The 14,376-nt window shown below is 52.0% G+C and carries 8 protein-coding genes; 5 read left to right on the top strand and 3 right to left on the bottom strand.

Going from position 1 to position 14,376, the window contains the following annotated elements; translation table 11 throughout:
• Positions 1-44: 44 nt before the first annotated feature.
• Entirely contained in the window at positions 45-4,271 is a 4,227-nt protein-coding gene (rpoC, locus tag AB1757_16300) for a DNA-directed RNA polymerase subunit beta' (protein ID MEW6128602.1), read from the top strand.
• A 70-nt stretch (positions 4,272-4,341) separates the two neighbouring features.
• Here the strand turns inward: rpoC and AB1757_16295 are convergent, their stop codons facing one another.
• Entirely contained in the window at positions 4,342-5,220 is an 879-nt protein-coding gene (locus AB1757_16295; protein ID MEW6128601.1) for a hypothetical protein, read from the bottom strand.
• On the bottom strand, positions 5,153-6,280 hold the full coding sequence (locus tag AB1757_16290) for a hypothetical protein (GenBank protein ID MEW6128600.1): 1,128 nt from the start codon (positions 6,278-6,280) through the stop codon (positions 5,153-5,155). Before AB1757_16290 ends, AB1757_16295 begins: the two co-directional genes overlap by 68 nt.
• A gap of 146 nt (positions 6,281-6,426) precedes the next feature.
• Here AB1757_16290 and AB1757_16285 point away from each other — a divergent pair, with 146 nt between their 5' ends.
• Positions 6,427-6,726: a hypothetical protein gene (locus tag AB1757_16285; GenBank protein MEW6128599.1), complete on the top strand. Its 300-nt coding sequence runs from the start codon at positions 6,427-6,429 to the stop codon at positions 6,724-6,726.
• On the opposite strand, the gene AB1757_16280 is transcribed toward AB1757_16285, so the two are convergent.
• On the bottom strand, positions 6,710-11,737 hold the full coding sequence (locus AB1757_16280; protein ID MEW6128598.1) for a BACON domain-containing carbohydrate-binding protein: 5,028 nt from the start codon (positions 11,735-11,737) through the stop codon (positions 6,710-6,712). The genes AB1757_16285 and AB1757_16280 overlap by 17 nt on opposite strands.
• A gap of 546 nt (positions 11,738-12,283) precedes the next feature.
• On the opposite strand from AB1757_16280, the gene AB1757_16275 reads away from it, so the two are divergent.
• From AB1757_16275 to AB1757_16265, 3 genes are read left to right on the top strand one after another with little or no spacing between them, the layout of a single operon-like run.
• Positions 12,284-12,472: a hypothetical protein gene (locus tag AB1757_16275; protein MEW6128597.1), complete on the top strand. Its 189-nt coding sequence runs from the start codon at positions 12,284-12,286 to the stop codon at positions 12,470-12,472.
• On the top strand, positions 12,459-12,953 hold the full coding sequence (locus AB1757_16270) for a Rieske (2Fe-2S) protein (protein ID MEW6128596.1): 495 nt from the start codon (positions 12,459-12,461) through the stop codon (positions 12,951-12,953). The genes AB1757_16275 and AB1757_16270 overlap by 14 nt, the downstream gene beginning before the upstream one ends.
• Before the next feature lie 5 nt (positions 12,954-12,958).
• Positions 12,959-14,278, top strand: a complete 1,320-nt coding sequence (locus AB1757_16265) for a cytochrome b N-terminal domain-containing protein (GenBank protein ID MEW6128595.1) — start codon at positions 12,959-12,961, stop codon at positions 14,276-14,278.
• The last annotated feature ends 98 nt before the right edge of the window (positions 14,279-14,376 follow it).

Below are 14,376 nucleotides of genomic sequence, written 5' to 3'. Positions count from 1 at the left end.
TTCTTACCGGCTACCGGCTACCGGCTACCGACCACGGAGGGAGAATGTTTAGAACACCAGAGAAAACCAATCTCGCACCTGATTTCGAGGCTATCAGAATCAGTCTCGCATCACCTGAAAAAATTCTGTCATGGTCACACGGTGAAGTCACTAAACCGGAAACCATCAATTACCGCACGTTCAAACCGGAACGTGACGGTCTGTTCTGCGCCAAAATTTTCGGTCCCGTCACCGATTGGGAATGTCTCTGCGGCAAATACAAACGCATGAAACATCGCGGCGTAGTTTGTGATAAATGCGGCGTTGAAGTCACGCAATCGAAAGTCCGTCGTGAGCGACTCGGACACATCAAACTGGCAAGCCCGTGCTCGCACGTCTGGTTCTTTAAAGGTTTGCCGTCACGCATCGGTCATTTGCTCGACATTCCGCTGCGCGAACTTGAAAAGGTTCTCTATTTTGAATCCTACATCGTCATTGATCCCGGCGATGTGCCGGACATCGAAGAGAAAGAGTTAATCACCGAAGAGCGTTACCGCGAATTGATGGGACAATACGCCGGACGCTTTTCCGCCAAGATGGGCGCGGAAGCCATCAAAGAACTGCTCAAGAGCGTCGATGTTGACGAACTCGCAACCGAACTTCGTCAACGCATGCGTGAAGAGACTTCGCAACAGAAGAAACTCAAATTCTCGAAACGTTTGAAAGTCGTCGATGCGTTCCGTCGTTCGGGCAATCACCCGGACTGGATGATTCTAGATGTCATTCCGGTGATTCCGCCTGAACTTCGCCCGCTCGTGCCGCTCGATGGCGGACGTTTTGCGACTTCGGATTTGAATGACCTCTATCGTCGCGTGATTAACCGCAACAATCGTTTGAACAAACTGATTGAACTCAAAGCGCCTGAAGTCATCGTGCGCAATGAAAAACGCATGCTTCAGGAAGCGGTTGACGCTTTGTTCGATAACGGTCGGCGCGGTCGCGTGTTGCGCGGCGCAAACAACCGCCCGCTCAAATCGCTTTCCGATACCCTGAAAGGTAAACAAGGGCGTTTCCGCCAGAACCTGTTAGGTAAACGGGTTGATTATTCAGGTCGTTCGGTTATCGTCGTCGGTCCCGAACTCAAACTCCATCAATGCGGTCTGCCGAAAAAGATGGCATTAGAGCTTTTCAAACCGTTCATCTACAACCAGCTTGAAAAGCGTCAATATGCAGCGACCATCAAGCAGGCGAAAGAGATGGTCGAGCGCCAGGACGGGGTGGTTTGGGATATTCTCGAAGAGGTCATTCGCGAGCATCCGATTCTTTTAAACCGCGCGCCGACGCTGCACCGGCTGGGTATTCAGGCATTCGAGCCGGTGCTGGTTGAAGGCAAAGCCATCAAGATTCACCCGCTGGTTTGTACGGCGTTTAACGCGGACTTTGACGGCGACCAGATGGCTGTGCATATTCCGCTGTCGCCCGAAGCGCAGATTGAAGCGAGCGTGTTGATGTTAGCCTCGAACAACATTCTGTCACCGGCGCACGGTCAACCGATTGCCGTGCCGACGCAGGACATCGTTCTTGGTAGTTTCTACCTGACCAAAGCGAATCCCAAAGATGAGTTCGCGGGTCGCAAGTTCGCTTCAACCGAAGAGGTATTATTCGCGCTCGATGCCGGTGAATTGAATACGCAAACGCCGATCAAAATGATGTACAGCGGCGATTTGATTGACCTCGAACACGAGCGCGATGATCAGGATTTATTGAAAGCGACGGTTCGCAAAGTCAATTCGCGCGTCATCGATACGACCGTCGGGCGCGTCATCTTAAACGATGTGCTTCCCGATGCGATGCCCTACATCAATGGCACGATGAAAAAGAAGGGACTCGGTTCACTGGTCAATTATTGCCATCTGCGTCTCGGTCACGCGGAAACCGTGAGGATGCTCGATAAGGTTAAAGAACTGGGTTTCCTTTACGCCACCAAAGCGGGCATCTCAATCGGTATTGATGATCTGGTTACTCCTCCGAAAAAGGTTGACCTCGTCGGTGACGCCGATAAAGCGGTCATCGATGTCGAGCGTCAGTACGAAGAAGGCATCATCACCAAAGGTGAACGCTATAACAAAATTATCGCCATCTGGTCGGATGTGACCGAGCGCGTCGCCGACGAAATGTTCAAAGAGATGGATCACAAAGAAGAGTCGTCGGGCGAAATGAATCCGATTCTGATTATGGCGGATTCCGGGGCGCGCGGTTCCAAACAGCAGATTCGTCAGCTTGCCGGTATGCGCGGGCTGATGGCGAAACCATCTGGCGAAATTATCGAAGCGCCGATTCGCGCCAATTTCCGCGAGGGGCTGAACGTGTTGCAATACTTCATCTCGACGCACGGCGCGCGTAAAGGTCTGGCGGATACGGCGCTCAAGACCGCCGACTCCGGTTATCTCACACGTCGTCTGGTTGACGTTGCGCAAGATGTCATCATCAGCGAAGACGATTGCGGAACCACACGCGGCATCTGGGCAACGGCAATCGTCGAAGGCGGTGAAGAAATCGAATCCCTGCGTGACCGTATCATCGGTCGCGTGGCGCTCGAAGATGTGTACGACCCGATTACCGATGAATTGATTGTCGGGGCGAATGAGGAAATCACCGAAGACCTCGCCACGCAGATTCAAAATGCCGGTGGTATCGAGCGCGTTCGCATTCGTTCGGTGCTCACCTGTGAATCGCGTCGCGGGTGCTGCATCGCCTGTTACGGCAGAAACCTGGCAACCGGCAAACTGGTTGAACTCGGTGAAGCGGTCGGCGTCATCGCAGCGCAATCCATCGGTGAACCGGGCACACAGTTGACGATGAGAACTTTCCACATCGGCGGTGTCGCGGGTGGCGTCAGCGAAGTCACCAAACACGAAGCCCGGGTTGCCGGTACAGTGAAGTTTGAAGAACTGCGTCACGTTCGCAATCGCGAAGGCGACCTTGTGGCGATGAACCGCAACGGCTCGATTCTGCTGATTGACGAACGCGGACGCGAAGTGGCGCGTTATCAAATCGTCTATGGCGCAACCCTCAAGGTCACAGATGGACAGCATGTTGAAGAAGGTCAGGAACTGGCGGAATGGGACCCGTATACGTTTGCCATTCTCACGGAAGAAGCCGGAACCATCAACTTCAAAGATATGATTGACGGCGTGACAGTTAAAGAAGAGGTTGACGAACAGACCGGTCTATCACACATCGTGGTGATGGATTCGCCGGATGAAAAACGTCAGCCGCGTATTGAAATCCGCGATGCCAAAAACAAGGTGTTGAGAACCTATCAAATGCCGGTTCGCGCAAACCTTTTGGTGTCGGATTACGAAGACTGGAAAAAACGTCACGGTGCAACTGTGGCGATGACCCATGAGCAGGAAGAAAAAGAGCATGTGCGCGTCGCGCCCGGCGACATCATCGCCAAGATTCCGCGTGAAACCACCAAGACCAAAGACATCACCGGTGGTTTGCCACGCGTCGTCGAACTCTTTGAAGCCCGCAAACCGCGCGAAACCGCGGTGATGACCGAAATCGACGGCAGCGTTAAATTCGGACCCATCGTCAAAGGTTCGCGTCGCATCATCATCGAAGCAGTTGACGGTGAACAGCGCGAATACGCCATTCCGCGCGGCGTTCATGTCAACGTTCAGGAAGGCGACACGGTGCGTGCCGGTGAACCCTTGATGGACGGACCATTGAATCCGCACGACATCCTGGCGGTTCGCGGTATCGAAGAATTGCAACGCTACCTGGTGAACGAAATTCAAGAGGTTTATCGTTTGCAGGGCGTCAACATCAACGATAAGCATATTGAAATCATCGTGCGACAGATGCTCCGTTGGGTGCGCGTCAAAGAAGTCGGCGATACCGAATTCCTGCTTGAAGACATGGTTGATCGTTTCCGCTTCCAGGATGAAAACGAGCGTGTGCTTGCAGAAGGCGGCGACCCGGCGCAAGCCGAACCGATGCTTCTGGGCATCACCAAAGCCTCGCTTTCTACGGAATCGTTCATCTCGGCGGCATCGTTCCAGGAGACCACCCGGGTGCTCACGGAAGCCTCCATCAGCGGCAAGGTCGATTACCTGCGCGGCTTGAAAGAGAACGTGATTATGGGGCGATTGATTCCCGCCGGAACCGGTATGGAATACTATCGCAGCATGAAACTGGAAACCGATGCGGACGAAGAAACCGCGATGCAGGAAGAGGACGATGTCTTTGACCTTGACCTCGGCGCTAGAGCCGCCGTCGAAGAATAAACTCCGATTCACCAATTAACTTGAAAGGGATGGCGTGACTCGTCACTTCATCCCTTTTTTGTTGTCGAGTTCATCCTTTTTTTGGTTGCCGCGCGGGCGGCTGCATCGCGAGGGTTTCCATCAGCCCTTTACTGATTGCCAGATGTGACAGGGCACGAAGTCCCGTATGCGTGATGCCTACCGATATTTCATAAGCAGTGTCGGGATTCTCTTTTGCGAGTTCTTTAAACACCTGGGCGGTCATATCCGTAAGCGCCAGAACTTCATCAGGTCTGTATGAATATTCAGGGTAACGAATCCAGGTTCCGATGACCCCGCCGATACTCGATTCGGCAAATTTTTCATCCTTTTTCGCAAGCCCGTTCAATACAGAGACGGCGCTGTTGATGGCTTCGCGTTTTAATTCCGCATCAATCGCAAGCTGACCTCTGGCAATCAACAGAAAGGCTTTGGCAACTTTATCGGTCGGTTCATCTGAAGCGAGTTGATTTAAAGTCGCAACATAAATTTCTCTGATGCGATTTTTTTCTTCGCCCGCTTTCGCCATACGTTGCATCAAGGTATCGAGTATCAGTGTGCGACCGAGCGGGTCAGAAACTTTAAAGGCGTAAGCGCGCGCCAGCAGCCAGTTCTTATCATCCATCGCTTTGCGAACCAGCGGGCTATAAACCTTCAAGGTGGTTTCTTTCCTGATTTCATCGTCGGTGATTTTTGCCATCAATTCTTCCGCCAATCGCGCGTCGGCTTTGTATGCGGCTTTGGTCGCCAGTTGTTGATACTCTCTGTCACGCGCCTGTACGTCATTCATGGATTCGACGCGGGGTATCTCATCACGTATGTCCTGGGTGTCCACCTCGGCAGCGGAATTGAGAACCGACATATCAACCGTGATGTTTTTGCGCGGCGCGGGTTGAGCAAGCGCGCGCTTGAAGCGCACTGTTAAATTCATCGGCGATATTTTGAAATTCAACCTGCCACTGCGGAAGCGAGCGAGGAATGTAGCGATTCATTTTTTGTGCAAGTTCCCACCCGTATTGCAGGTCGGCATTTGCAGTTTGGGCAATCAAATCACGCCTGAACCGTGTGGCTAACGCCAGCAAATAATAGTCTCGCAGTTTTGCAGAGTTATTTTCATATAAAAAGAACGAATACATATTCATCAAATTAACCGTCGGAACGGCGCTGTCGCGAAAGCGGTTGATGACGAGGATAGCTAAACGCTCGGCTTCCTGAGCGTCATATTTCGCAAGATTCCTGATGAAAATATCATACGCCGCCAGTCCCAGCGGAAAAATTTGTTCGGCAATGCGCGCTGCCAGTTTAGGGTCTTTTTCGATCAATTCGGTGGCAACGCTCAGTAACGACAGTCCTTCCTGAGTCCATTCCATAGACATCTCAGGCGCTCGACCATCGGCAGTTTTTTCCAGAAAGAGTTCGTTTACGAGGTCTGGGTTGACCTGAGCAATCTTACGAACCACTAAAAATCTGAGCTGTTGCAAATAGGGGTTGCGGGGTTGATTATCGGTCAGGGATTTTTTCTCATCATTGATTAACCCGCGCAGGGTTTTCACGGCTTCTTTGAGAATCGTGGTGGCGCGATATTTATCGCTTTTCCAAAGCATCATCGCGCCCTCGACCTCAGTTAAAATAGCGTATTCAACGGGTCTGATGCTCGGCGCATAAGCCAGCACCTCATCGAGCATCTGCAAGGCTTTTTTTCGCTTTTCTTTTTCGGCTTCTCCTGAACGTTTTTGGGGGTTTAAATCTTTAGCGGGTTGCGTTGTTGCGGGTTTAGTTGTCGGCGTCTGGGGTGCGGTTGGTGACTGGAGGTCTGCCGCAAAAGTAAAAGACCGCTGTGGTGATGATTGCGGATAAAAAATATTGGCAGGCGCAGTTTGAGCGATCAATACAACAATTACCGTGAAACATATCAAATGCGGAATAATCTTTTTCAGGTCTGAAGATTGCTCACCGATAAAATCCAGCAGCGCTTTTGACAGGTTGTTCATTGCTCCTCCTGAATGCTTCATCAAGGTTACAGTATGCAATAGCCGATGAAGCCGTTTGAGACGAATTCACCAATTGTAATTTCAGCGACTGCGTATAGCTGCCTGACCCGGCTATACCCATTGGTATCTCAGTTCCGTTCAACTGAGTGGCGAGAGTAAGAAATTTTGATAGCGGAATTTTAAAGCGGTCAATCGGTTCACGCAACTGGCGAAGCCGGTTCACACCCGGCACGGTCAAAGACCGCTTACTCAACCTCGAACAAGATGAGGTAAATCGCTGCAAAGGTCTTCGCTTGCAGATGGCTCAGCAAATATTTCGATTTCAAAAATTATTCAGACCTAAAAAAATCAGGCTGATTGCGCGAACAATCAGCCTGATGAAATTGATTAATCATACAGTCATCGAACCGCCATTCGATGACCGGACGATTATGGATTTTGTTTGACGGTGTGAACCTTACCGTTGATGACAATCGTGCCGGTTCGCAAGACGCCCGACGAATTATTCAACACCGTATAACTCACCGTTCCATTTCCTGAACCGCTGCCGCTGGTGATGATAATCCACCCCGCAGAGGTCGTCGCCGTCCAATCGCAGCCGGTCGTGGTCGTCACGGTTACGGTGCTGCTGCCACCGACATTGGTGAAGGTGCGACCGCTCGGTGAAATCAGGTAGTTGCAATTGCCGTTCTGCATCACCGTAAACGTCTGTCCGGCAATCGTCATGGTTCCGGTGCGCGAGGACGGATTGGGATTGGCTGCCACACTATAACCTACGGAGCCGTTTCCTGAACCGCTTGCGCCGCTGGTGACAGTAATCCACGCATCATTGCTCACCGCCGTCCAATTGCAACCAACACCCGCCGTCACATTTACCGTGCTGCTGCCACCCGAAACGCCAAACGTTTGACCGGTCGGCGAAATCAAATAGTTACAACTGCCCGGAGCCGCCGCCTGATTGACCGTGAAGGTATGACCGGCGATGGTGATGGTTCCAGAGCGCGGCGAGGCATTGGGATTTGCCTGCACCGAATAATTCACAGTGCCGTTGCCGGTGCCGCTTGCGCCACTGGTCACCGTAATCCAAACCGCATTACTGATGGCTGTCCAGTTGCACCCGGTTCCGGCAGTGACATTAACGCTGTCGGTTCCGCCGGTATCGGCGAAGTTCTGACTGGTCGGATTGATGGAATAACTACAGGTATTCGGGGCTGCCGCCTGCGAAACCGTATGCACGAATCCGCCAACCAGAATATATCCGGTGCGCGGCGTCGGGTTGGGATTGGCGGCAACCGTATATTTGACTTTTTGCGAACCCGAACCGAGGCTGCTGGAGGTGATGGTGATAAAGGAATCAAAGGTCGTCACGGGCCACGAACAGTTCGCTAAAGCTGTAACGGCGAATGTGCCGCTGCCGCCTGAGAAGGTGAACGATAATCCCAGAGGACTAATCGTCGAAACACAGGAGGTTCCGGCTTGATTGACCGTGAAGGTAAGACCGGCGATGGTAATCGTTCCGCTGCGAACCGCATTGGTCGGATTGGCAGCGACGTTAAATCCGACAACCCCATTACCGGTTCCGGCTGCGCCTGAAACTACCGTGATAAAGGCGCTGTTGCTGACGGCTGTCCAGTTGCAGGTTGCGCCGGTGGTCACGGCAACCGAACTGCTGCCACCGCCAACAGGAAATGCCTGACTGGTCGGCGCAATCACATAGAGACAGGGATTGGTGCCGTCCTGCGTAACCGTAAAGGTTTGTCCTGCGACATTGATGCTGCCGGTGCGATTGCCGGGGTCGGTCGAAGTATCAACCGAAAAATTGACTGTGCCATTGCCGGTGCCGCTTGCGCCGCTGGTGATATGAATCCACGCATCATTGCTCACCGCCATCCAGTCGCAAACTCCCGGCGTGGTTACAGCGATTGAACCTGTGCCACCGGCGACCGGGAAATGTTGGCTGGTTGGCGCAATTTGAAAAGTGCAATCGGTGCCCGATTGATTGACGGTAAAGGTTTGATCGGCGATGGTAATGGTTCCGGTGCGCGGGCCCGGGTCGGTCTTTGCGGCAACCGAATAGCCAACCGTGCCATTGCCATTGCCGCTTGCGCCGCTGGTGACAGTAATCCACGCATCATTGCTCACCGCCGTCCACGCACAACCTTGCGCTACCGTTACACTCACGGTGCCGCTGCCGCCGGTTGAAATAAAGCTTTGACTGGTCGGCGCGATGCTGAAATTACAAGGCGCCGGGTCTTGAGTTACAGTGAAGGTTTGCACCGTGATGCCTTGACTGGCAACCGTAATGGTTCCGGTGCGCTGACTTGCGACATCATTGGCGGCGACCGTGAAATTCACGGTGCCGTTGCCGGTGCCGCTTGCGCCACTGGTGATGGTAATCCAGCTTTGTGTAGTGGTCGCTGTCCAACTGCAACCGCCGGTCGCGGTCACATCGAATGAACCGCTGCCGCCTGCCGGCGCGAAATTCTGACTCGTGGGATTGATACTATAAGCGCACAAAATGACGCATTCGGAAAATTCCGAAGTATTGCCATTCGGGTCGGTCGCGGTTGCAGTGATGGCTTGTCCCGCTGATAACGAAACCGGGAAATTGACATTGATGGTCGCATTGCCGCTGGCATTGGTGGTGACATTGGCTGTGCCTAAAAACGTCGCGCCCTGACGATCACAGTTTGAACTGGTGAAGAAATCCAAATCGAAAGCGGTGTTCGCCGTGCTGTTGAGGGTTCCGGTAATCGTGGTACTCGCGCCGCCAATGACGGTCGAGAGCACAGGAAAATTCTGCAAGGTGTTGGCACCGGCGTCGGGGTCTAAAGTGTCGTTCGCGGTGACACCATCATCGCCGAGGTCAATGCCCATAGCGGTATTGGCGGTGATGGAATTTTGCCGTATGCGATTGCTGGTGGCTGATGCGCCGACCACCACCACACCTTTGTTGTTATTGGTAATCGTATTGGGCGAATTGATTACCGTGCCGCCGACGGTGTTGCTCAAGGTGAGATTGATGAATACACCCGGTCCGCCATTGGCGAGCGTAGCGCTGCCAATCATATTGCCCTGAACCAAAATACCTGTGGCTTTATCATTTTGAATCAGGATGCCATAACCGGTATTTCCGGCGATTAAATTCCCAGCGCCGGTCGTGGTGCCGCCGATGGTATGCGTGGGCGAGTTGAAAATCGCAATACCGCCCGCCGTATTGGGAACCGCGGCAGCGCCTGCGGCATCGGTGCCGATATAATTTCCCTGCACCCGATTACTGGCATACAACACATCATTGAGCAAGCGCACGCCGTTGGTTGTGTTACCGGAAATAATATTGCGGTCATTGGCAGTGGTGCCGCCGACGATATTGTTTTTTGCGAGAATATAAACGCCGTTGCTTTGATTCGGCAAAGCCGCCGCGCCTGTAACCTCAGTGCCGATATAATTCCCTTTAACCAGGTTGTTACCGGCTGAGGAATTGGAAATATCAACGCCATTGTCGTTATTGCCGGAAATCAGGTTGCGAGCCGCTGCGGTGGTTCCGCCGATGGTGTTATTGGAAGCCGTGACCTGAACGCCGTCGCCATTTGGCAGAGCAGCCGTACCGGCGGGGTCGGTTCCCAAATAGCAGCCTTCGAGTTTATTATTGCCAACCAGGACAAATTGAACTCCGGTCAGCGTGAAGCCATGAACGTTGAGACCTTTAATTAACGAAGTGCCACCAGACACTTTCAAACCGATGCCCGAAGTCGCTCCCGAACTGTTGATTTCAATCACCGGTGTGCCCGCAAAACCCGGTTGCGTGGTTCCGTCAACGGTTACGGTTTCCGTGAGCGCCGGTAAATCGGCAGTTAAATTGATGGTTTGCAAACCGGAGCCAATAGCAAAGTTGATAGTGTCAGCGCCAACAGTGAGATTGGCATCAATAATCGCCTGTCGCAATGAACCTGCGCCGGTGTTCGCCGTGTTGGTTACTGTAAAGGTCGCGCCGAGTGCCGTCGGCACTACTGAAGGCGCGGTGCTCGTGCCTCTGAATAACACATAATCGGTCAACGCATCGCTGTTGATTTGTACAGGCAAAAGCGCCGCAACGCCGCCATCAACGCCGATCACCGAACTCACCGTCGCCGGAACGCTGACGGGCTGTTGCGCTTCTCTGCGCGACACCGTCGCGCCATCGACAACGATTTGAAATTCGTCGCCGCCAAATAAAGCCAGTCCATCTGCCGGTAAACTGGATGAGCGGGTTTTGAATAACTGGGTCGCCGCAGGCATGGCGCTGGCGCCGAGTTGTTTGACCTGCAATCCGGCTAATCCGTCAATCACTTTTTTCTTGGTGGTGGTATTTTTGGTGAGCAGTTGTACTGCGCCGTTTCCATCCAACAGCGCAATATCATTGGCAGTATCGCCGGTGAAATCCCCTGCGCTGACGGCTTTGATAGCAAAAGCAAACTCGCGTTGTTCAACGTTTGCGGCGGGAACTTTGGCTCTTACCTCATAAGATTCGGAAATTTTTCTATCGCGTCCATGAATAATGGCGAGGTTTTTTCCGCCGCCCACAACCACGTCGGTAAAACCGTCTGTGTCCATCTGCTCAAGACTGATGGAGGTGACCTCAAACGGCAGATTGAAGTTTTCCGCAGGTTCGTTAATCGCGCCCCGAACGCCTTCAAAAACCAGTAGATTTCCGGTTCGTAAACCGACCAGCAAATCGGCAAGCCCATCGGCGCGATTCACATCGCCGGTGGCAAGCGCGGTGACGACATCGGGTAAATCAAGCCAGTATAACTCTGCAAATCCACCTTTGCCGGTTCCCGGTAAAACAAACAGTTGATTGCTGCCGCGATTGGTAAAGGCAACATCCAAAAAGCCGTCATTGTCGAAATCACCCGTAACCATGAGTTCCGGCGCATCCGATACTTCAAACACCTGAGCTTTACCTAAGTAGGCAGCATCGGTTGATTCCCCGTTTTGTTTACGGGCTTTGGCTTCTGCGGTATTCGGATGCTGCGCATCAACATTGCCGCGCCAGAGGGCAATCAAACCGCCGTCGGGTCCCTGAAAACCACCGACTAAATCATCAATCCCATCGCCATCGAAATCACCCGCAGCCAGCGCCAAAGGTTTAGCCAGTCCTTTTGCCAAGGCTTCACCGGCTTTGGCGTTTCCTGAAAATTCGCTGGTCACTTCTCTGCCAGCCGCTAAATTGATCCACGCCCCGCTTGAAGATTTGGTGCGTGTGGTCACTTGCTCGGCAGCCACTTGCCGGGGCTTGGCTTTCGATTTCGCGCTACCGGCGCGAGCTACAATCATCGGAATGGCTTTGATTGAGATCGCTCCGAGAATCAAGAAAACCAGAGCACTAAGGCTCAACAGTTTTTTTGACATTTTCAGATTGAACAGGGACTTGATTTTCAAACTTGAGAGTCTGGGTTGATTTCTCCGGTTAAGCATTATTTATCCTCCAAGAAAAGGCAGAAGCCGTTTTGCGTACAAAAGGTAAAGCTATGATTACAAAAACTACTTGATTGTGTGTGGGCAATTTCTAGGGAGCTTAGTTAGACAAGCGTCATACTATCTTTGCCCTTATACTTTGTCAATTATTTAGTCCGTTCGATTAAGCAAATTTTATGCAGTTTTACGTTGGCAATGCGCAATTGCCGATTGCGCATTTTTACATTCTTCAATAATACGCGCTGGATTAAGTAAGTTCGGTTAATAAAAGGCGTAAAGATGCGCAGCGAATTGCAATCCGCGCTTGTGAAAATTTTCATCTCTTTTCGACTGCCATTTCCGGTGGGTAATTTCTCTCATTTTATGCGAAGGAATACACAGCATTTTTTCCTGCGAAATTGGTTTTGCGAAGAATAACACGCTTTCACCGCGAAAACCGCTTGGAACGATGATTGCCATAGTTTGCTTTAAGCAAGAAATTGCCTAGCTTTTGCTGTGTAAATTACGAGCGGGTGTTACTCAAATTTAAAACGTTTAAAAAAAATTATGGTGCTGACTTGGGTTGCAATTATTGCCAGTTTGTTGATGGGCGTGGGGGCAATGTTGATTTTTATCTTTGCCGTTCGCCGCGATTATTTCCGCAACCTCGAAGAAGCCAAATACCAGGTTTTCTGGTCAGATATTGAAGAACTTGTTGATTCATCTGTGGAGGAAAAATCGGATGACCGTCGCTAAAAAGCCTGTAAAAAATTCCGAAGCCGTCAGCGAAGAAGTGATGACCCGTCGCCGTTTGCTCACCTGGCTGAGCAGTTTCGGACTTTTCGGTTCGGCAATTATCACTGTGCTATCGAACCTCATCTTTATTAAACCGCGCGCCACCTACGGACAACCGCAACGCTTTGCGATTGGCAAACCCGATGAGTTTGCGCCGGGAACCCGCATCGCCATCGATACCGAACGCATTTGCATTGTGCGCGAAGGCAATCGTTTCGCGGCGCTTTCGACCACCTGCACGCATCTCGGTTGTATCGTCGGGGTCTCGGAAACCGGCTTTGCCTGCCCATGTCACGGTTCGCGTTTCGACCAGGATGGCAATGTAACCGGCGGTCCCGCGCCGAAACCTTTGGCATGGTATCAAGTGAGCCTCGCGCCGAACGGTGAACTTGAAGTTGATAAAAACGCTGAGATCAACGCCGGAACCTACTTCGAGGTATAACCAGTATGAACAAAATGCTGCTTTCGATTAAGAACCTTCCGGGCACCATCTGGAATTCCATTTTTCGCAATCCGTTGCCTGCGACTGACCTCGGACGCGCGCAAACCAGTTTCACCAATTTCTTTCTGCATATTCATCCGGTCAAGGTCAATCGCCACACCCTGAAGCCCTGGTACACCCTGGGACTTGGGCTGATGTCATTTTTTCTATTTGCCATTCTGGTGGTGACCGGCATTTTGCTGATGTTTTATTACGTGCCGTCAACCACACAGGCTTATGACCGCATGCTGGATTTGCGCGGCACCGTGGCTTTCGGCATTTTCTTACGCAATATGCACCGTTGGGCGGCGCACGGCATGGTGGCGGCAGTATTTCTGCATATGTGCAGAGTGTTTTTCACCGGCTCGTATAAAAAGCCGCGTGAATTCAACTGGCTGATTGGCGTGGCGCTTTTTCTGTTAACCCTGTTTGCCAGCTTCACAGGTTATCTGCTGCCCTGGGATCAACTGGCATTCTGGGCGATTACCGTCGGCACCTCGATTGCCGCTTATGCGCCGGTCATCGGCAATGATTTGAAATTCCTGTTGCTCGGTGATGCCACCGTCGGTCAGGAAGCGTTACTGCGGTTTTATGTTTTACACGTCGCGGTTTTACCCGTGCTCATCACCCTGCTGGTTTCCGTACATTTCTGGCGCATACGCAAAGATGGCGGCTTGTCGCGACCTGAAGCAACCGATGCGCCGGCAGTGGAAGAAGCGGCAGTAGCACAACCCGCTGTCGCAACAGTAGCCAACCCAGCCGTTGCTGTTGCGACAGCCTCGGTTGCCGCAAAACCATTGGTGATTGAGAAAAAACACTACGGCATTCAAGGTTTGGTTCGCGGCCCGTTTACCAAAGTCGGAAACGTTCCTGAAAATTCGGTCTTCAGTTGGCCGAATCTTTTACTGGCGGAGTTATTCGTTTTCATCCTGACGGTCGCTGGTGTGTTGGTGGTCTCTTATCTTTTCGATGCGCCGCTTGAAGAACCTGTAAACGTGATGCATCCGCCCAATCCCGCAAAAGCGCCCTGGTACTTTTTAGGTTTGCAGGAAATGGTCAGCTATTCGGCATTCTGGGGCGGCGTCGGCATACCGGGATTAGAAGTGTTGATTTTACTGCTGGTGCCCTATCTCGACCGCAGCGTGAAAGGTGTTGGTCGTTGGTTTGCCAAAGAACGACTGCTTGCCAATACCCTGTTTCTGATTTTCGTCATCACCAACATCATTCTGATGGTTATTGGCACCTTCTTCAGGGGCCCGAATTGGGAGTTTGTATCGCCCTGGTAAATCGGGGCAACGGTAAAAGGAGTTGACCAAAGTGACAAGGTTGCGACTACGACATTTTATTTAACTTATAGCCAACAAACTTTGGTCTCTCCTTTTAC

It is taken from the genome of Acidobacteriota bacterium (assembly GCA_040754075.1).
Taxonomy (GTDB): domain Bacteria; phylum Acidobacteriota; class Blastocatellia; order UBA7656; family UBA7656; genus JBFMDH01.
Note: the sequence above shows the minus strand (reverse complement) of the source record. Positions and strands in the feature narration are given on the sequence as shown.